Origin of the sequence: Burkholderia gladioli, assembly GCF_000959725.1 — a bacterium.
Taxonomy (GTDB): Bacteria; Pseudomonadota; Gammaproteobacteria; order Burkholderiales; family Burkholderiaceae; genus Burkholderia; species Burkholderia gladioli.
The window spans coordinates 4,233,717-4,256,865 of record NZ_CP009323.1; the positions used below are offsets into that span (position 1 = coordinate 4,233,717).

Genomic DNA, 23,149 nt, shown 5'->3' on the forward strand with positions numbered 1-23,149 from the left:
GCGACTGGTTGCCTCCACTCACACGATCGTCCCTACCATGACCGTCCACTTCTCCTGCACGATGTGCGGCCGCTGCTGCCACGACCTGCGCCTGCCGCTGTCCGTCGACGAAGCCCTCGCCTGGCTGGCGCGCGGCGGCGAGGTCCAGTTGTTCTGCGACGCGATCCCCTGGCCCGAGGAGCCGCCGCTCGACAACCTGCTCGCGCAGCATCGGCGGCGGCGTTCGTTCGCGGCCTCTTGCGGCGCGCTGCCGGTGCGCGTGTCGGTCACGCTGGTGGCGTCGTTCGCGGGGCCCTGTCCGCATCTGCGCGCCGACATGGCCTGCGGTGCCTACGAGCAGCGCCCGCGCGTGTGCCGGATCTACCCGGCCGAGGTCAATCCGGCGCTGGTGCTCGATCCGGCCGCGAAGGCCTGCCCGCCCGAGGCCTGGACGGCGGACAAACCCGTGTTGATCGCCGGGGGACAGTTGGTCGACGAGCAAACCGCCGAGTTGATCGCGCAATCGCGCGAAGCCGACCAGCGCGACCGGCTCGCCAAGGCCGGCGCCTGCGCCCTGCTCGGCTACGACATCGCGGCGCTCGCCAACGAAGGCTTCGCGATCTACACGCCGGAACGCTCGCGCCTGGCCGCGGTGCTCGAAGCCGCGAAGCAGGCGGCCGAGCAGGGTCAGCATGCCGAGCCGGCCTCGCCGACGCCCTGGACCCTGCTCACCAATCGCGCCGCGACGCTGGCCACGCTGCAGTCGATCGACGCGTTCGCGCAACTCGACGCGGCAGCCTCGGCGAGCCGGCCCGAGCTCGCCTATCTCGGCTTCTTCGAGGGCGATGCCGCACCGACCTGAGGCATGCGGGCCTGAGACAGCCCGGCCTCAGCCGGCATGCGCGACGATCCCCGGCTGCCGTTTCACGCTCGGCCGTTCGCGCATCCTCGCGTACCAGGCATGCAGGGCCTCGTACTCGCGCGGCACCGGCAGCTTCACGATCGCCGCGAACACCAGGCCGCCGATCACGGTGATGTCGGCCATCGAGAAGGCATCGCCGGCGACGAAGGGCTGCCGCCGCAGCAGTTCGTCGAAGTAACGCATGGCCCGCAGGCCCTTGTCGCGCTGGCGAAAACCCCATTCGGCATTCTGGTACAGCTCGACCTCGGGCCCCAGGCCCGGCGTGCCATGGTGGAAATAGACGCTGATCGTATCGAGCAGCTCGATCTCGGCGCGCTTGTTCATCATGTGGATCAGCCCCTTCTCGCGAGGCGTCCTGCCGGTCAGGATCGGCGCGCCGTCCAGCGCATCGAGATACTCGGTGATGGCCGTGCATTCGGCGATGCAGGTGCCGTCCTCAAGTTCGAGCACCGGCAGCGTGCCCGAGTAGTTCTTGTCCGCGATGAAGCCGGGCCGCTTGTGCTCGCCCTTGTACAGATCGACCGTCTCGAAGCGCGCGCGCGACTGCAGCCCCTTCTCGGCCAGGGCGATGCGCACGCGCGTCGGGTAGGGCCCGGTCGGGAAATCGTGGATCGTCATGAGGGGAATCGTTTCGGGATCGAAATCGACGATGTCGGAATGCATGTCTTGCCTCTCCAGGTTGGGTGCCGCCGCCGGGATCGACGCTCGTCCGGGGTGGCAGGCCATTACGCTATCTAACGGTTGTTAGGTTTACGGTAAGGCGTACAATCGAGCCCGTCAACGAATTTTTGTGGGGGCAGGCGCAGTGGCAAAGGAAGCGGGTACGAATTCGAAGGAGCGGATCCTGGAAGCCGCCACGCTGATCGCGCAGGCGCACGGCTACGGCGGCCTGAACCTGCGCGATCTGGCCGACCAGGTCGGCATCAAGGCGGCCAGCCTCTATCACCACTTCGCGAACAAGGCCGAGCTGGGCGCGGCGGTGGCGCGCCGGTATTGGGAAGACACGGCCGTCGGGCTGGACGCGCTGCTCGACGAGGCCGGCAGCCCGGCCGAGGCGCTGCGGCGTTATCCGGAGATGTTCCGCAAGGCGCTGGTGACCGGCAACCGGATCTGCCTGTGCAGCTTCATGGCGGCGGAAAGCGAGGACCTGCCGGAGCCGGTACTGGTCGAGGTGCGGACCTTCGCCGACGTGAACGTGGCCTGGCTGGAGCGCATGCTGAAGGCGGCCAAATTGACCAAGCCGGCCGACAACGCGGCACGCGCGCGCGCGATCTTCGCGGCGATCGCCGGGGCGCAGTTGATCGCGCGCAGCCGTGGCGATGTCGCGGTCTACGACACCCTGGTGGAGGGATATCGCGCCGCCGGGCTGTTGCCGAAATAGAGGAAGGAAGCGGCGCGCGCCGCATCGGGCCAGCCGGGAGGCCCGCCGGCGCGACGTGCCTCGCCGCGAAGGAAACCGCCATCCGCGCCGGCGGCGCTCAGGCCGCTGCCCTCGCCTTCAGCGCGAGCCAGGCCGGCGCGTGATCGATCGAGCGCAGGAAGGCTTCGAGATTCTCCCGCGACAGCGCCACCGTCGCCGAGTTGTCGAGCGGATGCAGCAGGAACACGGCCTCGCCGGCCAGTTCCGCGTCGATCACGAGACTCACCTGCCCGGCGGGATCGTTGACCAGCGCCAGCGGGCTGACCGAGCCCGGCACCACGCCGAGCAGCGCCTGCAGGTTCTCGGCCGAGGCGAAGGACAGGCGCTTGCTGCCGAGCGCGACGGCCGCCTCGGCGAGATCGAGCGACTTGCCGCCGGTGGTCATCACCAGGAAGAACCGGCCGCCCTTGTCCTTCAGCACCAGGTTCTTGCAGCGCGCGCCCTGCAGCGACAGCACCAGCGTGTCGGATTCCATCATGTTGAACACCGGCTCGTGATGCTCGCAGTCGAACGCAATGCCCGCCCGCGCCAGCAGCGCCAATACCTCGTCTTTTCCTTTCATCGCCTCGCTTACCTTGCTCGATTCGTTGACGGCGCGCGCTCAGGCCTCGAACACCGGGCGCGACGCCGCGAGGATCGCGGCCTTGGCCGCCTCGGGCGCGAGCAGCCCCGATTCGTCGAGGATCGCCAGCAGCGGCCGCCCCTGCGCCACCGACTGCCGCGCCAGCTTGCTGACGCGAGCATAACCGAGCGTCGGCACCAGCGCCGTGGCCACCGCCATCGAATCCATCAGGTGCCGCTCGTTGCGCTCGGCATCGGCCTCGATGCCGGCCACGCAGCGGCTGGCGAAGCGCCGGATGCCCTGGTCGAGCATGGCGATGCTGTCGAACACGCGCGAGGCCACCAGCGGCTCGAAATGGTTGATTTCCAACTCGCCGTATTGCACCGCCTGGGCGACGGCGACGTCGTTGCCGGTAATCGCGAAACCGAGCTGGATCATCGCCATCGGCAGCACCGGGTTGACCTTGCCCGGCATGATCGAGGAACCGGCCTGCGCTTCCGGCAGCCTGAGTTCGCCGATGCCGCCCACCGGCCCCGAGGACAGCACCGTCAGGTCCGAGGCGATCTTGCCGAGCGACACGGCGCAGGTGCGCAGTTCGGCGGAGACGCGCGAGAACACGTCCATGTTCTGCATCGCGTCGAACGAGTTCGCGGGCGGCAGGTAGGCCACGCCCGTGATCTCGCCCAGGTGCCGGTAGAGCGCCTCGCGATAGCCGGCCGGCGCGCCGAAGCCGGTGCCGATCGCCGTGCCGCCGAGCGGCAGGGTCCGCAGCTTGTCGCGCACGGCGGCCAGTTCGTCGGCCAGCCGCTGCGTGAGCGAAGCATAACCGCCGAACAACTGGCCGAGCCGCATCGGCTGCGCATCCTGCAGGCAGGTGCGACCGAGATGGAGGATGTCCGCGAAGGCCGCGGCCTTGGCCTCGAACAGCGCGGCCAGCGCCCGCGCCGCCTCGATCAGCGGCCCCATCATCGCGTACGTGGCCATCTTCAGCGCGCCCGGGTAGACGTCGTTGGTCGATTGCGAGCGATTGACGTGATCGTTCGGATGCACCACCTCGTAGGCGCCCGGCGCATGCCCCAGGTGCTGCTGCGCGCGATTGGCGATCACCTCGTTGAAGTTCATGTTGGTCGAGGTGCCGCCCGAGCCCTCCATCAGGTCGACCACCAGCGAGGCATCGAGACGTCCCGCGATCACCTCCCGGCAAGCCTCGACGATCGCCTCGCAACGCGCCGCGTCGAGCACGCCGTTGTCGCGATTGGCCAGCGCCGCCGCCCACTTGCACTGCGCGAAGGCGCTGCGAAAGGCCGGGTAATGGGCGATGTCGAGCGGCGAGACCGTCAGGTTCTCCACGCCGCGTACCGTGTTGACGCCATAGAGGCGGTCGCCCGGGATCGATACCTCGCCGACGTAGTCGCGTTCGACGCGCGCGCCGTCCTGTTGATGCTCATTCATAGGAGTTCCTATCACCCATCACAATCCATTGGTCCATGTTTTTGCCGAGCGCCTTCAGCCTCGGCAGGAAAGACGTTTCGATCACCTCGCGCGCGGTCTCGCAGGCATCCTCGAAGAAGGCCCGGTACTCGTCGCGCCGCGCGACCAGGTAGAGCGAGCGTTCCAGCCCCATGCCCTCGACCGCGTGCACCTTCAGCCGGCCGGCGTGGGCCGCGCCCTGCAGCAGGCACATCGGCGAGGTGATCGCCCAGCCGATGCCCTCGGCCACCATCGAGGCCAGCGCGTCGGCGTTGTCCAGCTCCAGCCGGTTCGGCATGCGCAGCTCGATGCGCCGCAGATAGCGCTCGATCTGCATGCCCACCTGCGAGCCGCGGTTGAAACGCACGATCGGCAGCGCGTTCGCCAGCGCGCGCAGCTCGTCGAGGTGGCGCACCGCCTGGCGATGCTCGCGCGGCGTGATCACGAAGTAGCGCTCCGAGAGCAGCCGATAGCGCACCACGTCGTTCGCGTCCATCAGCGCATCGCTGGTGACGATCAGGTCCAGGTCGCGCCGCAGCAGCGCCTCGCCCTGCTGCGGGCTCAGGCCGGTGCGGATCGACAACTGCGAGACCTTGCCCAGCAGGCGCTTGGTGAATACCGAGCCGCAGGTGGCCGCGAACGAATCGACCAGGCCGATCCGCAGGTCCGGCTTGATGCCGCGGCCGGCTTCCACCACCTGCGCCTTCAGGTTGGCGATTTCCTCGCCGAGCACCGCGCCACGGTTGCGCAGCGCGATGCCGAACGGCGTCAGCGCCAGCGGCCGCGTGCTGCGGTTGACCAGCACCACGCCCAGTTCCTCCTCGAGCTGCCGGACGATCTGGGACACGCCCGACTGGGAAATGCCGAGCCGGGCGGCCGCGGCCGACATGCTTCCCGCTTCCGCGACCGCGACGAAGACCTGGACGGCGTGCATGTCGATGGGTTTGTTCGATGGCATCAGGACCTCGGGAAAACTTGATCGCGCCCATCTTCCGCCAGCCGCCGCGATGCGTCCATGCGTGCCTGCCGGCTCAGGCGCGCCGGTCGCCGACCGGGCCGGCGTAGGCAGCCGGCTCGTCGCCATCGGGCGCTTCCATGTCGGCAAGCTTCTCGCCGCCGGTTTCCGGCGCGAACGCATGGCAGAACACGCCGCCCGCCAGCAGCACCGCCACGCACACGCCCAGCGTCGCGTGGACGCCCACCCGCTGCACCGCCAGCGGCAGCAGGAAGGTGCTGATGGCCGAGCCGAAGCGGCTCGAGGCGACCGCCAGGCCGACGCCCGAGGCACGCAGGTGGGTCGGGAACAGCTCGGGCGGATAGACGAATTCCAGGTTGGCCGCCGCCGACAGCACGCAGGCGAACAGCCCGAAGGCCAGCATGGTGCCGACCGGCCCGAATCCGGCATAGGCGAGCACGGCAAGACCCAGCGCCGCCAGGTAGAAGGTGCCGATCAGGAAGGCCCGGCGCGAGACGCGGTCGACCAGCAGCAGCCCGACGACCGCGCCGGCCAGCAGCAGCACGTTGTAGACCAGGCCGCCCACGAAGCTGTCCTTGACCTGCAGCGCCTGGAGCACCTTGGGCGCGAAGGTGCCCAGCGCGAAATACGGGATCACCTGGGCCGTGTAGAACACGCAGCCCACCCAGGTGTTGCGACGCCAGCGCGGGGAGAACAGCTCGGCCCAGGCACCGGCGCGGCGCGCAACCAGGGATGGGGACGGCGCGGCCAGCGTGACGTCGGGGCCGAACTTGCGGCGCACGATGGCCAGCGCCTCCTCGCCGCGTCCGCGCTTCATCAGCCACATCGGCGATTCCGGCACCGTCAGGCGGAACGGCAGGATCAGCAGCGCCGGCACGCCGCTGGCGGCAAGCATGATGCGCCAGGCATCCGGGCCGATATCGCGCAGCGCGAAGCCGGCCAGATAGGCGCCCACATAACCGGCCGCCCAGGCCGCCGCGAGGATGCTGAGCAGCCGGCCGCGATAACGACGCGGCGCGTATTCGGTGACGAGCGACTTGCTGACGACGTAGTCGGCGCCGAGGATCAGGCCCAGCAGCAGGCGCAGCACCAGCAGTTGCGAGGGCGAGGTGACGAAATACTGGGCGGCGGACAGCGCCGCGAACAGCAGCATGTCGAAGGCGAAGATGATGCGGCGTCCTGAGCGATCGGCCAGCGGGCCCGCCAGCAGGCTGCCGAGGAACAGCCCCGCCAGCGAGGCCGCGCCGAGCAGGCCCATCCACACCGCGTCCAGGTGCAGCGCGCCGGCGGCCATGCTCACGGCGATGCCGATGATGCCCAGCACGAAACCGTCGCTGAACTGCCCTCCCGTGCCGCTCAGGGCCACGCCCAGGTGGAAGGGCCGTAGCGGCAGGTCTTCCAGCAATACCTTCGTGCTCACCGTCTGTCTCCTCTGATCTTTTCGATTGTCCGCGCGTGGATGTTCGCGCCATGGAGATCAGTGTAGGCGGGCAGATTCAGGAAATCAGCATGAAGGACGGGAGTATCAGGAAAGCTAATGGATTGTGCCGCGATGGCTGAACCTGGCGCCCGTATCAGCCTGCCCGGCTTCAACGCATCGACGCGAGCGCCTCGAACAAGGCGAGGTTGAGGTGCTTGACGTCGTTGTTGGTCGGCCAGGGCTGCGAGGAGAACTTGGCGATCACCGTCTCGTTGGCCCGGTCGACATACAGCCACTGGCCATGGATGCCGATCGCGAAACAGGCGCCGCTGGCATTGCCGAACTGATACCACTTGTTGCGGTACTTGCCGTTCGGCAGCCAGTCCGAGAAATCGCCTTGCCGCCAGGCCTCGGCGCTGCCGCCCGTCAGCGTGTCCTCCATCCAGTCGGCGGGGATCAGGCTGCGCCCTTGATGGCTGCCGCCCAGGCGCACCAGCTCGCCGACCCGCGCCAGGTCGCGCACGCCCATGCAGAGGCCGCCGCCCGAGCGCGCCGTGCCGGCGATGTCCACGGTCACGCAGCCGTCCTGCCGCAAGTCCAGCGCCTGCCAGAGACGTCGCGAGGCGAAATCCGCGTAGCGCTCGCCCGAGGCGCGCTCGATCACCAGGCCCAGCACGTCGGAATTGGGCGAGCAGTAATGGAACGGGCCGCCGTGCTCGCCCTCGCCCTTGGGCAAGGCGGCCAGCAGCTCGAGCACGGTTTCCCTCGGCTCGCCGTCGCGACGCGGATCGAGCAGCCCGGCGCGCCGGTAGCGCGCGTAGATGCCGTTCGGATCGAGATAGTCCTCGTTGAAGGCGAGGCTGGTGCGCATGTCGAGCACGTGCCTGACGCGCGCGTCGCCGAACGCCGAACGCCCCAGTTCCGGCACGTAGTGCGCGACCGGCGCCTCGGGATCGAGCAGGCCGTCGCCGTAGAGCATGCCGGCCAGCAGCCCCGCCACCGACTTGCTCGCCGAGAACAGGATATGGCGGCTCTGCAGCGTGAAGTTCGGCGCGTGGAAATCGGCGACGATGCGCCCGCCCCGCATCACCGTGATCGCGTCGGTCCAGGTCTCGCGCAGGATCGAGGCCACCATGCGCCGCTCGCCGCCGATCTCCAGCTCGTGCCGCGTCAAGGCTTCGGCATCGACCAGAGGCGGTTCCGCCAGGCCCGGCGTGGCCGCGATGCGCGCGCTCGGGATCAGCTCGTGGACATGGCGAAACGCCCAGACGTTCCAGGGCGCGTCGCGCCAGTTCTCGTGCCGGACGCTGTCGCGCCGGAATCCATAGTCGCTTTCGAAGCGTGCAGGGATCATCTTGCTCAGGGCTCCCGATCAATGAACATGCTGGAGGAACTCGCGAAACCGCTCGCCCGGCGGCGACGCGAGCATCGCGGCCGGATCGCCGTCGTGCACCAGGCGCCCGCCTTCCATGAACAGCAAACGCGTGCCCACCCGCTGGGCGAAGCCCATCTCGTGCGTGACCACGATCATGGTCATGCCCTCGCCGGCGAGCGTCTGCATCACCTTGAGCACTTCCTGGCGCAGCTCGGGATCGAGCGCGGAGGTCGGCTCGTCGAACAGCATCAGCTTGGGCTGGATCGCCAGCGCGCGCGCGATCGCCACGCGCTGCTGCTGGCCGCCGGACAACTGCGAGGGATAGTGGTTCATGCGCTCGGCCAGGCCCACCTTGCGAAGCAGCGCGGCGGCGATCTCGCGCGCCTGCGCCTTCGATTTGCCGCGCGCGCGGATCGGCCCGAACATCACGTTCTGCATCGCCGTCAGGTTCGGGAACAGGTTGAACTGCTGGAACACCATGCCGGCCTCGAGCCGGATGCGCCTGACGTCGCGCGCGCTGCCCAGCACGCTGATGCCGTCCACGCGCAGGTCGCCGGCGCTCAGCGTCTCCAGGCCGTTGATACAGCGCAGCATGGTCGACTTGCCGGAGCCCGAGGGGCCGACGATCACTGCCACCTCGCCGCGCTCGATCGACAGGTCGAGCGGCTGCAGCACCACATGGTCGCCGAAGCGCTTCGACGCCTGGCGGAATTCGATCATGCTCATTTCAGGCGCACCTTCCGTTCGAGCACTCGCAGGCCCAGCGCCAGCACGCTGATCACGAGCAGATAGATGACGGCCACCGCGCTCCAGATCTCCACCGCGCGGAAATTCTCGGCCATGATTTCCTGGCCGCGCCGGGTCATCTCGCCCACGCCGATGACGAGGAAGATCGAGGTGTCCTTGACCAGGTTGACGAACTGGTTGCCCATCGCCGGCAGCGCGCGCCGGTAGGCGATCGGCGCGATCACGTGGGCCAGCACGGTGGGAAACGGCAGCCCCATCGCCAGCCCCGCCTCGCGCAGGCCGATGGGCACCGCGTCGAGCGCGCCGCGGATGATCTCCGCGTTGTAGGCGCCCGAATTGACGATCAGCGTGATGATGGCGGCATGGGTGGCGCTGATGCGGATGTCCATCATGATCGGCAGGGCGAAGTAGACGAACATCACCTGCACCACGATCGGCGTGCCGCGAATCAGCGCGACATAGACCTGCGCCGGGATCGAGACGACGCGCCCGCCGTAGGTCAGCGCGACGCCGGCCAGCACGCCGAGCACGACGCCGCCGCCCAGCCCCGCCAGCGCGATCAGCAAGGTCAGGCGCAGGCCTTGCAGCAAGTCGGGCAATGCGGCCCAGACGGCCGCCCAGTCGAAACTCATGACGCCGCCTCGCCGAACCATTTGCGGTTGAGCGCCTGCAGCCGCCCGTCGGCGCGCATGGCGGCCAGCTGAGCATTGGCCGCCGCCACCAGTGGGCTGCCCTTCTGGAAACCGATGCCGACATCGAGCCCTTCCAGCGGCGGCTGCACCACGCGGATCCTGCCCTTGCCGGCGGTGTTCGCGTAGTAGAGCAACTGCGGCTTGTCGTAGACGACCGCGTCGGTGCGGCCGGCCTCGAGCGCCAGCAGCGCGTTGTTGATGCTGGGCAGCTGGTCGAGCGTGACGCCCTTGAGGTGTTCCTTGATATACGCCACCGCGACGGTGCCGGTTTCGGTGCCGATGCGCTTGCCGTCGAGATCGGCCGTGTCGTGGATGCTGGTGTTGTCGGCCCGCGTGACCGCGATCAGGCCGCTCTTGTAGTAGGGCGTGGAGAAGTCGATCACCTGCTGGCGCTCCGGCTTGATGAAGAGCTGGGAGACGATCGCATCGAGGTTGTGCGTCTGCAGCGCCGGGATCAGCGCGCCGAACTCCATCGGCTGCAGGCGCCACTTGCGGTTCATGCCCTTGGCCACCTCGGCCCAGACCTCGACGTCGAAGCCCGAATAGCCGTTGCCCTGCTTGAACGCGAACGGCGGGCTGCCCACGTTGGAGCCGATCACGAGCTCGGGCTCGTCGGCCAGCACCGAACGGGACAGCAGGATGGCGGGACCGGCCGCGAGGCCGAGTTGCAGCAATTGACGGCGGTTCATGGTGCTCTCCACGAGGGGTTGTGCATGCCGGGCCTGTCTCTTCGCGAGGCGGCCGGCTTGGTGTAAAGGCTTGGCGCCAGGCGCCACGGGGCCGCTCGGAGCGTCACTGCGACTCGAAGCGGACCGGGCCGCCCAGCCAGCAGCCGTCGGGACAGCCCGGCTCGATGCCCGGCGCCAGGCTGAAGCTGACCGAGATCTGCGAGGGCCGCCGCATGGCGCGCCCCTGGCGGATCGTGATGGTTCGCGCCGAGGGCTCGACCAGGCCGTTGGCCAGCAGGCCGAACGACAGCGCGGCGGCCGCGATGCCGGTGGCGGCGTCCTCCGGATAACCCGAGCTGCGCGGGAACTGCCGCGCATCGAAGATCTGCCGGCCGGCATCGAGGCTCGCGTAGGGATAGAGGCCCGTGGAGCCGATGCGATCGCAGAGCGCCTCGACTCGGTCGAAGCGCGGCGCGAGGGCATCTAGCACCGCGGGGCTGGCCAGCGGGATCAGGGTCTTGACGCGGCTGGTGCTGGCGTTCTGGATCGGCAGCGGCGCCATTTGCGTCTCGTCGATGCCGAGCACCTCGAGGATCGCCGCGCGGCTCTCCCGCGCCTGCGGCAGCGGCTCGACGCGCCCCAGCGGCTGCGAGATCTCGACGGCGGCGCCTTCGGCCGACTGCCCGGTGATCCTGGCCTGCACGCGGCCGCTGCGGGTCAGGATGTTCAGGCGATCGCCCCGCAGCCGCCCGGCCTGGTGCAGCAGCCAGACCGCGCCGACCGTGGCGTGGCCGCACATCGACATCTCGTGCCTGGGCACCCAGAAACGGAATTCGTAGTCGCAATCGGATCCGGGCGGCGCCGGCAGCACGAAGCCGCTCTCGTGCCCATGACGCTGCGCGACCTCCTGCATCTGCGCGTCGGACATGCCGGCCGCGTCGATCACGATGGGAGCGGGATTGCCGCCGCCGGGGCCGGCGGCGAACACGCTGAGGATTTCGACTCGATGAGCTGAGGGCATTGCGCTGGGGACCTCGCAGGCTGAAGGACGCGTTTCGTTCCACTCAGCTTACGAGGATCGCTGCCGCGCCGCGCGCGCGAGCGGGCCCTGGTTTTTGATCGAACGGGCCATGCCGGCGGCGGTGCCGCGCGCGCCCGGACATGCGGGTGAACCCGGATATTTCCCCGGGGCTGGCCGGGCGAATCCGGGTTGGACGCGATGTCCTGGGGATATTTTGAATTGCTATGCTGCCCGGGAGCCGTTCATGGACGGGCAGGCGCACGCCGGATCGCGCCGCCCAAAGCCGGGGCGTCACTGTTCACCGATCGGATGGGAGCCGCGCCATGCTGCGCTCGTTTCATCAACTGTGCCAGCCGGCCAACAAGAACCAGCTGGTCGCCGCCGACGACGGCTCCGCCACGCTGACCAGCAGCGGCAGCTACGCCATGCCCTGGCACTGGCACGACTGCCTGATGTTCATCCTGCCCAGCCACGGCGCCGTCGAGATCCGCCACGAGGATCGTCGCGCGGGAATCTGGCTGTCGCAGGACCGCTTCGCCGTGGTGCCGTCGGGACAATTCCACCAGACGCGCGCCGGCTGCGCGCCGCATACGCATGTGGCCGTCTATGTCACCGCGGACGCGTTGCGCAAGCTCGACAGCGGCGTGGGTTCGCTCGGCGAATTCCGTCGACGCACGAGTGCTCCGTTGCTGGTGCGCCGCTCGGCGGCGATCCGCAGCCTGCAGGATCTTTCGCTGCGCGGCGAGACGGGCGCCTATGGCAGCGCGGCGACGCGCCAGGCCCTGGCCTCGGCCCTGCTGATGCAATGCATCAGCGAGGTAATCGCGGGCAATACCGAGCCCGCCACCTCGCCCGGCGAGCACGGCATGGCGCTGGTCGCCGACCTGGAGGCGTTCATCACCTCGAATGCCGACCAGGAGATTCCGCTCGATGCGCTGGAGGCGCGTTTCGGCATTTCGCGGCGTCATATCACGCGGCTGTTCCGGGAGGGCACGGGGCTGTCGATCGGCGAATTCCAGCAGCGCGTGCGCTACCGGAATGCCTGCCAGTTGCTGGCGGAAACGGACTTGCCGATCGGTGAGGTGGCGTTTCGCGTGGGCTTCGGCAGCGGCGCGGCGCTGGCGCATGCGATGCGGCGCATCGGCGGGCATGCGCCTTCGGAACTGCGTCGCAGGAGTGGATCGGGCGGCCTGGATGTGAAGGCCGCCTGATCGCTGACGGGGATCTGTCGATGGGTCTGCGAGGCTGGCGCTTCACGCCACCGTGTTGAGGACGGTTCCCTTCATGTCCAGCCGGACGGCATTGCTCTTGCTCGCGTCGGTGACGGCTGCGGCCGTGATCTGCGTGCTTTTCGACGCGTCGTTGCCGCGCAGGCTCTGCTGCGTGATCTGCTGTTGCAGGGCGCGCGTCGAGTTCGCCTCCGCCTTCGAGCTGGCCGCCAGCTTCTTTTGCGCCACCATCCCGCCCAGGCCCTGGATGTTGTCGATGGTGGATTCGATCGCCGTGATCTGCGTGGTCAGGTTGACGATCAGCGCCTGGCTGGCGGGATTCGAACCGGCGCCCTTCTCCGCTTCCTTCAATTGCTTCGCCAACTGCTGCTGGACCTTGCGCAGGTCGGCGATCTCGGGCGCCGTGTTCGGCGCGGCCTTGGCCTGGTTGCTCGTGTCGGTCGGATCCTGGTTGGCGGGATCGTTCGGGTCGAGGTTGTTGGGATCGAGCGGGTTCGGGTCGGTCGCGCTCGTGTCGTAGGCGCTGGAATAGGACGATGTCGAGCTGGAAACGGGGGCGATGGACATGGTGGGATCGCGGGTTGGGGTTGCCTTGGCGAGCGGGGGCTGGCCGGCTGGAGATGCTGTGTGTTCAGCGGGGCGCTACGTCTGGGTTATCGGCGGCGCGATGGCGGGCTTGAGGGACGCGCGGCGTAGCGTTGCTTGGTTTGGCTGGGATTGGGGGCCCGTTCGTAATTTCGTGTTCGTGGCAACAAACTTCTACAAATCAGGAGCCATGGAGCGTTCCATCTGGCGCAACCCACAAGATGGCGGGCATGTCGTAGAAGTAATTGGTAAGCGAAACATCCTTCTCTGAACTCGCGCCAATCGGCCATCGAGACCTTAGATACTCCAAAATCGTATCTGCATCAGCATCCCACACATCGTATCCCTCACACCAAAACTCATTCGGCGGACAAAACTTAATTTTCCCTTCGTTCAGCAACTGCTCAAGCAAGCCGAAGAATGCCTCTCTTTGCTCCTGGAAGGTAATACCAGAATTCCAGCCACTTATGGCACTAAAGAGCCCCGAGATCCAGAGCCCAAACGAGCAGCGAAGAATATCCTCGATATGGTCAATCTTCATTGCGATGTTCCTCTCAAAAACTTGATTTCCTTGTTGGAAGACATTCCAATGGCCTCACTCGGGACTTCAATCGTCCATGCCGGTCCGGTCTGTGATTGCGAAGGGGATACACTCCGCTGAGTGAAATTCCCCGATGGCGTTCCGACCGTGTCGCGTACGCCTTCAACCCCGCGAATAATTAAAGGCACCGGATTCGGTAAAAACGATGCACCCGAAAGCTCCAAGAAATATTGTTGAACTTGTGCATCGCTCGCGCCCGCAAACATTGCGGCATTCCCTGCATTCGGCAACGTTTTGAACGTTGATCCGTCAATCTGAATGCTGCCCCGAGCGTTCGACGAGAACAAGTCGGTCACCTGCTGCAAAGCAGATGGCGTATTCGTGGCCCGAGAAGTAGACGCCAGCGAACCATTCGTCGGTGCGGAGGGCATTTTAAGTCCCGCAGCCCCTGCCGCAATCCCCTCTGCTGCTTGCCCAATGACGGATGCGTAGTACGCATCAACCGGCGAAGCCCCGCTCGCATACATTAGTCCGCCGAGGATTCCCGCAAGCGGGCTCCCCAACATATTGTCGAGTGTCGCTGCCGCCGGGCTCGGAGCTGTAAATGTAGGTTGCGGTGTTTCGACGGCAACCGTCGTCCCTCCCTCTGATTGAATGGTGTTGCCCGTCAGATAAGCCAGGGACTTCTGGTAAGCGCAGGCCACCGAACCGGGTGATTGGCACGCCGTGGCAAGCGCTTGGTCACGCAAACTTGATTTCTGCATCAACGTGGCCGCCGACGCGCAAGCGGCAGCGTTCCCGCTCTCGCATCCCGCCCGTGCTTCCGTGGCCTGCTGAGCCTCGGACTTTTGACCCGGTAAGACCGTGACGTGATTGAGCCAGTTGTTCAGCGTTTCGTTCTGCGCGGCTGTCGCTGCGCCCTGCGCATTGAATCCGAGCGCTGCGGCAGCTCCACCACCGACGAGTGTCTCGATACCGGCCAGCATCGCAGGCGGGATATTGCCGTTCGCATCGATGATCGGGTTCAGTCCAGCCGAGACCGCCCCATCAATCGCCCCACCGCCGCATCCTTGGCCCGTAGCAGCACCCGCAGCACAACCGAGCGCCGCATGCTACCTACATCGAAAACGGGGGAAACGTAAACTTATCATTCACGCGACGAGAAACAAATTCGTCACCAGTCAAAATATGACGAATAGAATTTTCACTTTCATTTGCATAGTCAATAATATATGCATCGTAAAAATACGCGTCCCGCTGATCCACTTCGATCAATTCACCATCACCCTCAGACCTTGCGATGACAATGGTAAAGAAGATGTTGCCAGAAACACCCAATCTGCCCCTCTCCTCCGAAACCGTTATTCGACCATCCTTCAAACGATTTCTCCAAGATTCGGAATATGTTCCGTCGCGCATGACATTCATCAGCGACATCGACTGAGTGCCGTCACGTGCATTTTGGCGGTCGTACCATAGCCCTACGAATACATCCTTTCGGGCTTGGGCATCTTGATCAACAGAAAGCCCATATTTTTCCCATTGTTTGGCCGACGTAAGATTTGCTGTTTCTTGTGAGGCACATGCACTCAATAAAAAAACGACCATCGCAAAGAGTATTTTTATCACAGTTCGTTCCCCGCACCTAGCCACCATGTTCGACACCTGCGCCGCGCCTGATTATTTAAATTCAGCAACCAAAACCAAGCAATCACCCCGCGTCGCGCGCCCCCTCTCGCTTAATTCCCCTCAACTCCTTTATCAATTGATAGGCAATACCGCCAAATATAGTTACATATAGCGGCATTCCAGCCAGCGCAGGCTTCCATCCAGAACCATGCGCGATTGAAATCACCACTGCAAGAGCCACAATGCCTAAGGCTCACGAATAGGCTATCAAAGCCCGCCAAATCAATTTTTTTAGTGCTTTCGACTGATCATTAGAGGAAATTGTCATTTCCCGCTCCCTCCCTGGGTCACCGCGGTCTGTACTGGCCCTGCTGCACCTTGAATTGCCTGATTCAAGAAATTCCCAATCGCTCCTGGAAACAACATTTTCACCGCACTACCCAACGCCGTAGCGCCCGCCCCAAACCACCAGCGGCGTCTAGTATTCCCTGGGCAGTCCAAGCTGCCGTTTAAACAGCCGTCGTGTTTGTCGCAACACCGCCATGTCGCCGGACCTATCGCAGATCATCCCCGCCTCAAGCGTTCTGCCATTGGTCTATCGATTGCTTCGCGGCAATGAATCTTTGAAGCTGAACAGGATCTCGCTCGAGAATTCCGACGTAATGCTGATAGTCACTAACCAAGGCGTCATAGCCAATAAGCGCTGTAATGCCGAACGCCGCCAGCAACCCCTGATAGTCGCGAACTTGTTCCGTTAAACATATCCGCCATGCAGGAAGGGCTGAATCCGTGACCGAAAATAGATTGCTTGGCATACAGTAAGGACCTGCGCCTCCCGGACACACTAGAAAGTCAACCCGGCTGAATAAGAACATCAGCCCGTAGACGATGTACTCGTCGCCAACCTTGAGCGGGGCAAATTCAGTTCTATCCGTTTCACCGCGACACCGTGCGTTCTCCGGAAGACTGGCACCCGTATTCGATTGACAAAGAATCCGCATAGCTGTCACTTGAATTTGAAATCGTCAACTGCACCGGAGTTGACATTCCGGACGTAGTGTATTTCCACACCATTCACGTTTTGCGGCATTTTCACCCACCCGTCGGCGGCCGGCCACCGAGAGTCGCCCAATGGGATAGGCGACTGTACTCCAGCCGCCGGGTTCGACATCGCCTGTTGAAGAGCCAACTGCTCCTGCAGGTTGTTCGGGACGGCGCGTCCGGTCGAACCGAGGCCGAGAGGCGCGTTGTTTGTGGCCCGGGAAGTAGACGCCGACGAGCCGTTTGTTGGTGCCGAAGGCATTGTAAATCCCGCCGCCCCTGCGGCAATCCCCTCAGTTGCTTGACCGATCACTGACGCGTAGTAGGCGTCCGTCGGCGAAGCGCCAGCAGCGTACATCAATCCGCCAAAGATTCCCGCAAGCGGGCTGCCCAGCATATTGTCCAAGGTTGCCGCTGCCTGGCTCGGCGCTGTATATGCCGGCTGCTGCGCATCAGTTGCAACCGTAACTCCATTGGCAACGGAAATGTTGTTGTCTGCCAGATAGGCGCGTGACTCCTGGTATGCACATGCCAGCGAGCCGGGCGACTCACACGCCGTGGCCAGCGTCTGGTCATTCGCGCTCGACGTCTGCATCAACGTCGCGACGGTGGTGCACGCGGAGGAATTTCCGCTATCGCATGCGGCCATGGCGGACTGAAGTTGCTGCGCCTGCGATTGCTGGCCCGGTAAGACCGTAACGTGGTTCAGCCAGTTATTCAGTGTCTCATTCTGAGCCGCCGTCACCGCGCCCTGTACATTGAACCCGAGAGAGCCGGCGACGCTGCCGCTCACCAGCGTTTCAATCGCCGTCAAGACCGCCGGCGGGATGTTGCCGTTCGCATCAATGATCGGGTTCAACCCAGCCGACACGGCCCCGCCAATGGCCCCACCCGCGCACCCCGTCCCCATCGCCGCCGAACTCGCACACCCCAAGGCAGCATGCGCGAGCCAATACCCAGGCGTCCCCGCCTCGACCAGCGATCCCGAGACACTCGCATCCCCGATCGCATTCGCGCCCGCGGCCGACACCTCGCTCACCAGCGAGCCCTTCAGCGCATCGAGGAAACTGCCGCCCCGAATCGCCGTCCCCACGCCCGCATCGATCACCCCGCCAGTCAGCATTGCCAGCCCGCGCGTGCCCAGGTCGACCGTCACCGCCGTGGTCGCCTGGTTGGTGACCGTACCGACCACCGGCTTCACGCCAGCCAGATTGGCGAGCGTCTGAGTTCCCGCACCGGCGGTAACAGGTTGCGTCGTGAAACCGAGTCCACTCTCGGCGCTATACGTGATGCCGTTCATCAACCCGGCCGTGATCGCCGCAATGGCCCCGGCCTCGAACGCACTACCCAGGTTCAGCTTGCCGGTGCCGACCAGTTGCCCGGCAGCACTCGACGCAATCCCGGCGATAGCCGAAGACAACACCACATTGCCCAGGCCGGCGCTCGCGGAGCCAGCCGCCGCGAACGTGCTGCCCGTCGTGGCGAGGGATCCGATCGCCGTCGAAGCCGCGCCATACGTCACGATCGAAGCCACCACGGCCATCACCAGCATGCCGAGCTGGTCCATCCCGAACGCTCCGCCTTCCTTCACGAAGTCGGTATGCAGCTGATCGGTCAGCGTCTGCTGCGTGAAGTTGCCGCCCAGTTGCTGCTGCAACGAAGCCAGCAGCGCCTGCGTGCCCGCCGCATCCACCGTGCCGTCCGGATTGAGCTGCTTCAGCGCGCCGCCGATCTGGTTCAGCGCCTCGACGTTCAGATCCATGTTGGCGGCGCTCATGAAGCCGCCCGGCTGCACCGTCGTGCCGGTGGTCTTCACATAACCGCCGTCCACCTTTTGCCAGATCTCGCCGACGTTGACCTGGTTGGCCTGGTTCGTCAGCGTCTGCGTATCGACGGAGAGCGTGCCCGAGGCGGTGATGCTGCCGGTGTTCAGCACACTGCCGTGGCCGTCCTGGTTGAAGCTCAGCGTCACGTCCTTGCCGACGATATTGCCGCCCGCCGACATCGCGCCGACATCCTTCGGCAGGTAAACCTGAGGCATCAGCGCCGTGATCGTCGGGCATTGGCCCGTTCCCGTCGCCGTGCAGGCGGGGTCGGGAAAGGTTTGCTCGACGTACCACAGCATCGGCCGATCCAACTGGTCGACCTGCGACTGCGTCAGCGCCTGCCCGAGCTGCAGGTCGTTCTGCTTCGCGTAGTCGATCGCGTTCTGGTACAGGTAGGCCTTCTCCTGCTCGACCACCGACACGCCGCTGGTGCTGTCGTAGCTGAGCCCGTCGACGAAGCTGGCCTTGCCGGTCTGCTGCAGGGCCGCCTGCTGCTGCAGCAGGTTCTCCTCCCGCGGGTTGTAGTAGAACACCGCCGGCCCGGATTTCAGGCTCGCCGGCAGGTTGTCGAGCAGGTCCTGCGCACCGAGCGAACCGATCGCCGAGCTGCCGAGCGAATCGTCGACATAAACGGCCTTGCCGGGCACCGGCGTCGGCAAGGTGCCGGTGCCGACCGTGCGCGGAATCGACAGGTTCAGCCCCGGCAGCGTGGACGGGCTCAGCGTGATCACGCGTTGCGGCGCGCTCACCGACGGCGTGTACACGTTCGGTTGCGTAATGCCGTTGATCAGCTTCTGCCCGCTCAGCGACACCGAGGTGCCGATCACGTTGCCGACGTTCTGGATCTGCCCATTCGAGACGATCGACAGGTTGGGCGCCTGGATGGTCGCAGCGATGTTGCCGACCGGCGTCGGCGGATCGATCTGCCCGCCGGTGCTCGTATAAGCGCTGCCATACAGCGCCTGGCACTGCTCGGGCGTGCCGCAGGCCCAGATATCGTGGCGCTTGTCCTTGCTGAACATGCCCGTTTCCTGGACCCAGTGCGAGTGCCAGTAGACATTGAGCGTCTGCGCCTCGTTGACGACCGGCCCCGACACGACGATCGAGGCCGCGTTGCCGGCCGCGATCAGGCTGCCGATATTGGTCAGCGAGCCGGCATTGATGTCGAGCTTGTTGCCCGCGCTGATGACCGACGAGCTGCCCGACTGCTGATCGACATAGGCCTCGCAATAGCTCTCCTTGTAGCCGCCCGCCGTCATGCAGCCGGCGTACTGCTCCTGCTTGCCGTAGTTCTCGTGGACCGGAACCGGCGGCGGCAGGTTGTTGGTGATCGCGCCCGACACGTTCAGCTTGATGTCGTTGCCGGCGACGATGTTGCCCGAGGTGTTGTTGAGGCTTTGCGCCGGCGTCGTCGAACCTGCCGTCGTGCCGACTCCGCCGAGCGCGATGTCGTGCCCGGCCAGCAGGTTGCCGTAGGTGTTGTCGATGTTGCCAGCCGCCACCACCAGGTCGTGGCCGGCGTAGATGGTCGCGTCGCTCTGGTTGTAGCTGAAGCTGCCGGTGACCGGATTGTTGCCGCGCGGCTGGCCCGCGTTGCCGCAAGCCGAGTTCGGCACGCCCGAGGCGCAACCGACCTGCCCCGAGAAGTTCTGCTGGTTGCCGCCCTGGTTCGAGAAGCTCTGCGCGCCGATCTGCACGTCGCGCCCCGCGTAGAGCAGGCCGGCGTTGACGAGATTGCCGCCAATCAGGCTCAGGTTGCCGAGGACAGCGTGAAATCGCCGAGCGAGGCATTGAGCGCGCCCGCGCTGCGCACGCCGGGGCCGCGATCGGTGACGATCAACTGCACGCGCCCGCTCGTCAGGCTGCCGGCGGCCGTGATGTCGACCGCGAACGACTGCGCGGTGGCCGGCGCGTCCGAGCCGAAGCGCGTCAGCCATTCATTGGCATTGTCGGTCGGTGAAATGCCGGTATTGAGCTGCACGCGGCTGTTGCCGGCCAGCACGCGCAGGCCGGCCGTGCTCGAGCTGAAGGTGTTGTTCACCGGCCCCTCGACGCGCAGGTTCCTGGCGATCAGGTCCAGCGAGATCAGGGCGCTGGTCAGGCCGTTGGGACCGACCACGATCGTGCCGCTGTCGGTGTCGAGCACCACGTCGCGCCGGATCACGCCGGGCGCGAGCGTGATGTCGTCGAACGAGACGCGGCCGGTCGACAGGACCACGTGGCCGGTGTTCGTGAACGAGCCGCCGTTGACGGTGATGCCGTTGGGATTGGCCAGGATCACGTTCGCGCGCGTGCTGCCGAGCACCGCGATATTGCCTTCGATCAGGCTGCGATCGGTGCCCGTCACCTGGTTGACGATGGTGCGCGCGTTGATCCCGACGTTGTCGAGCGAGGCGCCCGCCGCCGAGACGTTGAAGCTGCTGTAGGTGTTGTGCGATACGCCCGCCACGGCGGGCGCCAGGCCGACGACCTGCCGGCCGCCCGCGCCGATCGACACGGACGTGGCGGTGCCGCCGTCGGGCACGATGCCGGCGGCCGCGGCGACGAGCGGTGTCATCGCCAAGGCCGCGAATAATGAATTCCGCGATACGCGCAGGCCCCCGCCCGCGTATCCGGTCGACTCTCGGTTTGCCATTCTTTGTTGGTCTCGCCGCTTCTTGTCGAGCGGACTCTCGCCGCTGCTTGTTGGTATCGCGGGCTCTGCTCGGCCCGACGCGGTTGAAGGAACTTATCGGCAGCCTGAAAGGGGACTTTAGGGTCGTCGACATATTTTTTTCATATTGCCAATCCAATGCCCTGGTTTTCCAAAAACAGAAAATCACCTTCGACTTTCAGCCGTTCTTTTTCGCCGAGGAAAAAACCAGAATAGCCGTCATCCCCCAAGGCAAAGGAGCCCGCCATGAAATACAAGACCCTCGGCAACACCGGCCTGCTGGTTTCGCAGCTCTGTCTCGGCACCATGACCTTCAGCAGCGGCACCGGCGTCTACCAGCACATCGGCGAACTGGACCAGGCCGGCGCCGACGCGCTGGTCAGGGAAAGCCTCGAGGCCGGCATCAACTTCTTCGACACGGCCGACGTGTATTCCGACGGCGAGAGCGAGCGCACGCTCGGCCAGTCGTTCCGCAACCTCGGCATCGCGCGCCACGACTACGTGCTGGCGACCAAGGTGGCCAGCCGCATGGGCCAGGGCCGCAACGACGTCGGCGCGTCGCGCGGCCACATCATGGATGCGGTCGAGGCGAGTCTTGCGCGGCTGAAGACCGACCATATCGACCTGTACCAGATCCACGCGACCGACGCGCTGACGCCGACCGAGGAGACGCTGCGCGCGCTGGACGACCTGGTCCGCCAGGGCAAGGTGCGTTATATCGGCGTATCGAACTGGCAGGCCTGGCGCATCGCGACCGCGCTCGGCATCTCGGCGCGGCTCGATCTGGCGCGCTTCAATACCCTGCAGGCCTATTACTCGATCGCCGGCCGCGACCTGGAGCGCGAACTGGTGCCGCTGCTGGAGGCGGAGAAGATGGGGCTGCTGGTCTGGAGCCCGCTGGCGGGCGGCCTGCTGTCGGGCAAGTTCAGCCGGGAGCAGCAAGCCAGCGAGGGCTCGCGCCGCTCCGGCTTCGACTTCCCCATCGTCGACAAGGCGCGCGCCTGGAACGTGATCGACGCGATGCGGCCGATCGCCGAGGCCCATGCCTGCAGCCCCGCGCGCATCGCGCTGGCCTGGCTGCTGTCGAAGCCGGTGGTGACCTCGGTGCTGGTGGGCGCCCGGCGCCTGGACCAGTTGCGGGACAACCTCGCGGCCATCGACATCGTGCTGAGCGAGGAGGAAATCCGCCAGCTGGACGCCGTCAGCGAACTGCCGCCGGAGTATCCGGGCTGGATGCTGGCGACCCAGGGCGCGGATCGCCTCGGCCCGGTCGATCTGTGGGCCGACAAGACCGTCGCCACCCGCTGAACCACGAGCCGATCGCGCCAGGGCCGGACGTCGAGCGCGTCCGGCCCGCTTCGCGCAGGCAGCTCCACCCGCATTCACTTCAGGCCATGACACCCTCGAGTTTTTCCGAATCGGCATCCCGCCAGGACAGCCCGCGACTGTCGCGCCAGTCCCGCCTCGCGATGGCCGCGCTGATGGATCGACGCGTCGATCAAGCGTCGCCGGCAAGTTCGGGGCTCGTCCTCACGACCTGATCAGCGAGGAAGTCGGCTACCGCGCGCACGCGCGCCGAGGCGACCAGGTCCGCGTGCGTCACCAGCCACAGCTCGTTGCTGAACATCTGTTCGGCGGGCACGACCTGCACGAAAGCCTCGTCGACGGCGAGGAAGTCGGGGATCACCGCCAGGCCGAGGCCGGCCCGCACGGCAGCGATCTGGGTGGGCAGACTGCTCGTCACCAGCGCGACCTTCGCCTCTGGATGCTCTCGTGCGAGCCAGGCGGCGGCCGGCAAATGCGCGTGGCTGTCGTCCCAGGCGATGAAGTGCCGGCCGCCCAGGGGCTCGCCATCCACCGCCGGATGTCGCGCGAGATAGTCCCTGCTGCCATAGACCGAGTACCGCATGTGGCCGATCCGCCTGACCTTCAGGTTGCCCCGCGTCGGCCGCACCACGCGCAGCGCGATATCGGCCTCGCGGCGGCCCAGCTCCGCCGTGACGGTGCTGGTGATGATCTCCAGGCAGATCCCCGGAAATCGCTCGCGAAAGGCCGGCATGGCCGGGATCACGAGATCGGTGGCGAGGTTCTCCGAGGTCGCCAGCCGAACCGTGCCGACCGGCGATTTCTCGATGCCTGCCACGCCGCGCTCCAGGGCCAGGATGCTGTCCTCGACCTGTTCGGCATGCCTGAGCACTTCGCGGCCTTCGTCGGTCAGGACATAACCGGTCTGGCTTCTCGCGAACAGGCTCATGCCCAGGCTGGCCTCCAGCTCGCCGATCCGGCGGCTGACGGTGGACTGGCTGGCCTTCAGCTCGCCCGCCGCCTGGGTGAGGCTGCCGCTGCGGGCCACCGAGAGGAAATATCGCAGGTCGTTCCAGTCCATGTCGGAT

22 protein-coding genes and 1 pseudogene are annotated in these 23,149 nt (G+C 66.0%); 4 read left to right on the forward strand and 19 right to left on the reverse strand.

Translation table 11 applies throughout. The annotated features are described in order from the left end of the window. The first annotated feature begins 37 nt into the window (after positions 1-37). A complete protein-coding gene (locus BM43_RS35560) occupies positions 38-841 on the forward strand; it encodes a YkgJ family cysteine cluster protein (protein ID WP_036051093.1) in 804 nt (267 codons plus the stop codon). Positions 842-868: 27 nt separating this feature from the next. Here the strand turns inward: BM43_RS35560 and BM43_RS35565 are convergent, their stop codons facing one another. Beyond that, on the reverse strand, positions 869-1,564 hold the full coding sequence (locus BM43_RS35565) for a glutathione S-transferase (protein WP_036051091.1): 696 nt from the start codon (positions 1,562-1,564) through the stop codon (positions 869-871). 142 nt (positions 1,565-1,706) lie between these two features. Here BM43_RS35565 and BM43_RS35570 point away from each other — a divergent pair, with 142 nt between their 5' ends. Continuing rightward, on the forward strand, positions 1,707-2,282 hold the full coding sequence (locus BM43_RS35570) for a TetR/AcrR family transcriptional regulator (RefSeq protein ID WP_164466875.1): 576 nt from the start codon (positions 1,707-1,709) through the stop codon (positions 2,280-2,282). A gap of 97 nt (positions 2,283-2,379) precedes the next feature. On the opposite strand, the gene BM43_RS35575 is transcribed toward BM43_RS35570, so the two are convergent. The 9 genes from BM43_RS35575 to BM43_RS35615 form a co-directional block, all read right to left on the reverse strand. Then, on the reverse strand, positions 2,380-2,883 hold the full coding sequence (locus BM43_RS35575) for a prolyl-tRNA synthetase associated domain-containing protein (RefSeq protein ID WP_036051087.1): 504 nt from the start codon (positions 2,881-2,883) through the stop codon (positions 2,380-2,382). 39 nt (positions 2,884-2,922) lie between these two features. Continuing rightward, a complete protein-coding gene (locus BM43_RS35580) occupies positions 2,923-4,335 on the reverse strand; it encodes an aspartate ammonia-lyase (RefSeq protein ID WP_036051085.1) in 1,413 nt (470 codons plus the stop codon). Further along, the gene (locus tag BM43_RS35585) at positions 4,328-5,311 is read right to left on the reverse strand and encodes a LysR family transcriptional regulator (protein ID WP_025096677.1); all 984 of its coding nucleotides are present in this window, start codon (positions 5,309-5,311) and stop codon (positions 4,328-4,330) included. The genes BM43_RS35580 and BM43_RS35585 overlap by 8 nt, the downstream gene beginning before the upstream one ends. A gap of 73 nt (positions 5,312-5,384) precedes the next feature. Then, a complete protein-coding gene (locus BM43_RS35590) occupies positions 5,385-6,749 on the reverse strand; it encodes an MFS transporter (RefSeq protein WP_036051082.1) in 1,365 nt (454 codons plus the stop codon). A 169-nt stretch (positions 6,750-6,918) separates the two neighbouring features. Continuing rightward, on the reverse strand, positions 6,919-8,103 hold the full coding sequence (locus BM43_RS35595; RefSeq protein WP_036051079.1) for a serine hydrolase domain-containing protein: 1,185 nt from the start codon (positions 8,101-8,103) through the stop codon (positions 6,919-6,921). 18 nt (positions 8,104-8,121) lie between these two features. Beyond that, entirely contained in the window at positions 8,122-8,850 is a 729-nt protein-coding gene (gene glnQ, locus BM43_RS35600; protein ID WP_036051076.1) for a glutamine ABC transporter ATP-binding protein GlnQ, read from the reverse strand. Next, positions 8,847-9,503 carry a glutamine ABC transporter permease GlnP gene (glnP, locus tag BM43_RS35605; RefSeq protein ID WP_036051073.1) on the reverse strand — a complete coding sequence of 219 codons (657 nt, stop codon included), beginning with the start codon at positions 9,501-9,503 and terminating at the stop codon, positions 8,847-8,849. Before glnP ends, glnQ begins: the two co-directional genes overlap by 4 nt. Next, positions 9,500-10,252 carry a transporter substrate-binding domain-containing protein gene (locus tag BM43_RS35610; protein ID WP_025096672.1) on the reverse strand — a complete coding sequence of 251 codons (753 nt, stop codon included), beginning with the start codon at positions 10,250-10,252 and terminating at the stop codon, positions 9,500-9,502. Before BM43_RS35610 ends, glnP begins: the two co-directional genes overlap by 4 nt. Positions 10,253-10,355: 103 nt before the next feature. Further along, positions 10,356-11,252 carry a PhzF family phenazine biosynthesis protein gene (locus tag BM43_RS35615; RefSeq protein ID WP_036051070.1) on the reverse strand — a complete coding sequence of 299 codons (897 nt, stop codon included), beginning with the start codon at positions 11,250-11,252 and terminating at the stop codon, positions 10,356-10,358. Positions 11,253-11,575: 323 nt separating this feature from the next. On the opposite strand from BM43_RS35615, the gene BM43_RS35620 reads away from it, so the two are divergent. Beyond that, entirely contained in the window at positions 11,576-12,463 is an 888-nt protein-coding gene (locus BM43_RS35620; protein WP_036051067.1) for an AraC family transcriptional regulator, read from the forward strand. Positions 12,464-12,505: 42 nt separating this feature from the next. Here the strand turns inward: BM43_RS35620 and BM43_RS35625 are convergent, their stop codons facing one another. The 8 genes and pseudogenes from BM43_RS35625 to BM43_RS42535 form a co-directional block, all read right to left on the reverse strand. Further along, entirely contained in the window at positions 12,506-13,048 is a 543-nt protein-coding gene (locus BM43_RS35625; RefSeq protein ID WP_036051065.1) for a hypothetical protein, read from the reverse strand. 199 nt (positions 13,049-13,247) lie between these two features. Further along, the gene (locus tag BM43_RS35630; RefSeq protein WP_036051062.1) at positions 13,248-13,607 is read right to left on the reverse strand and encodes a hypothetical protein; all 360 of its coding nucleotides are present in this window, start codon (positions 13,605-13,607) and stop codon (positions 13,248-13,250) included. After that, positions 13,604-14,593: a DUF6862 domain-containing protein gene (locus BM43_RS41080; RefSeq protein WP_144417726.1), complete on the reverse strand. Its 990-nt coding sequence runs from the start codon at positions 14,591-14,593 to the stop codon at positions 13,604-13,606. The genes BM43_RS35630 and BM43_RS41080 overlap by 4 nt, the downstream gene beginning before the upstream one ends. A gap of 130 nt (positions 14,594-14,723) precedes the next feature. Beyond that, complete coding sequence (locus tag BM43_RS41085; RefSeq protein ID WP_144417727.1) at positions 14,724-15,236, reverse strand: hypothetical protein; 513 nt, start codon at positions 15,234-15,236, stop codon at positions 14,724-14,726. Positions 15,237-15,811: 575 nt separating this feature from the next. Further along, positions 15,812-16,051 carry a hypothetical protein gene (locus BM43_RS41090; protein WP_144417728.1) on the reverse strand — a complete coding sequence of 80 codons (240 nt, stop codon included), beginning with the start codon at positions 16,049-16,051 and terminating at the stop codon, positions 15,812-15,814. Positions 16,052-16,242: 191 nt separating this feature from the next. Further along, positions 16,243-19,125 carry a DUF637 domain-containing protein gene (locus BM43_RS42775; RefSeq protein WP_080741931.1) on the reverse strand — a complete coding sequence of 961 codons (2,883 nt, stop codon included), beginning with the start codon at positions 19,123-19,125 and terminating at the stop codon, positions 16,243-16,245. Between the two features lie 737 nt (positions 19,126-19,862). Continuing rightward, a pseudogene (locus tag BM43_RS42780) lies at positions 19,863-20,738 on the reverse strand (filamentous hemagglutinin N-terminal domain-containing protein); the annotation flags it as partial. 140 nt (positions 20,739-20,878) lie between these two features. Next, the gene (locus BM43_RS42535; RefSeq protein WP_255222446.1) at positions 20,879-21,004 is read right to left on the reverse strand and encodes a hypothetical protein; all 126 of its coding nucleotides are present in this window, start codon (positions 21,002-21,004) and stop codon (positions 20,879-20,881) included. On the opposite strand from BM43_RS42535, the gene BM43_RS35645 reads away from it, so the two are divergent. Further along, complete coding sequence (locus BM43_RS35645) at positions 21,003-22,064, forward strand: aldo/keto reductase (protein ID WP_013698426.1); 1,062 nt, start codon at positions 21,003-21,005, stop codon at positions 22,062-22,064. The genes BM43_RS42535 and BM43_RS35645 overlap by 2 nt on opposite strands. 190 nt (positions 22,065-22,254) lie before the next feature. On the opposite strand, the gene BM43_RS35650 is transcribed toward BM43_RS35645, so the two are convergent. After that, positions 22,255-23,142, reverse strand: coding sequence for a LysR family transcriptional regulator (locus tag BM43_RS35650; RefSeq protein ID WP_036051059.1), 888 nt, complete (start codon positions 23,140-23,142; stop codon positions 22,255-22,257). Positions 23,143-23,149: the final 7 nt, after the last annotated feature.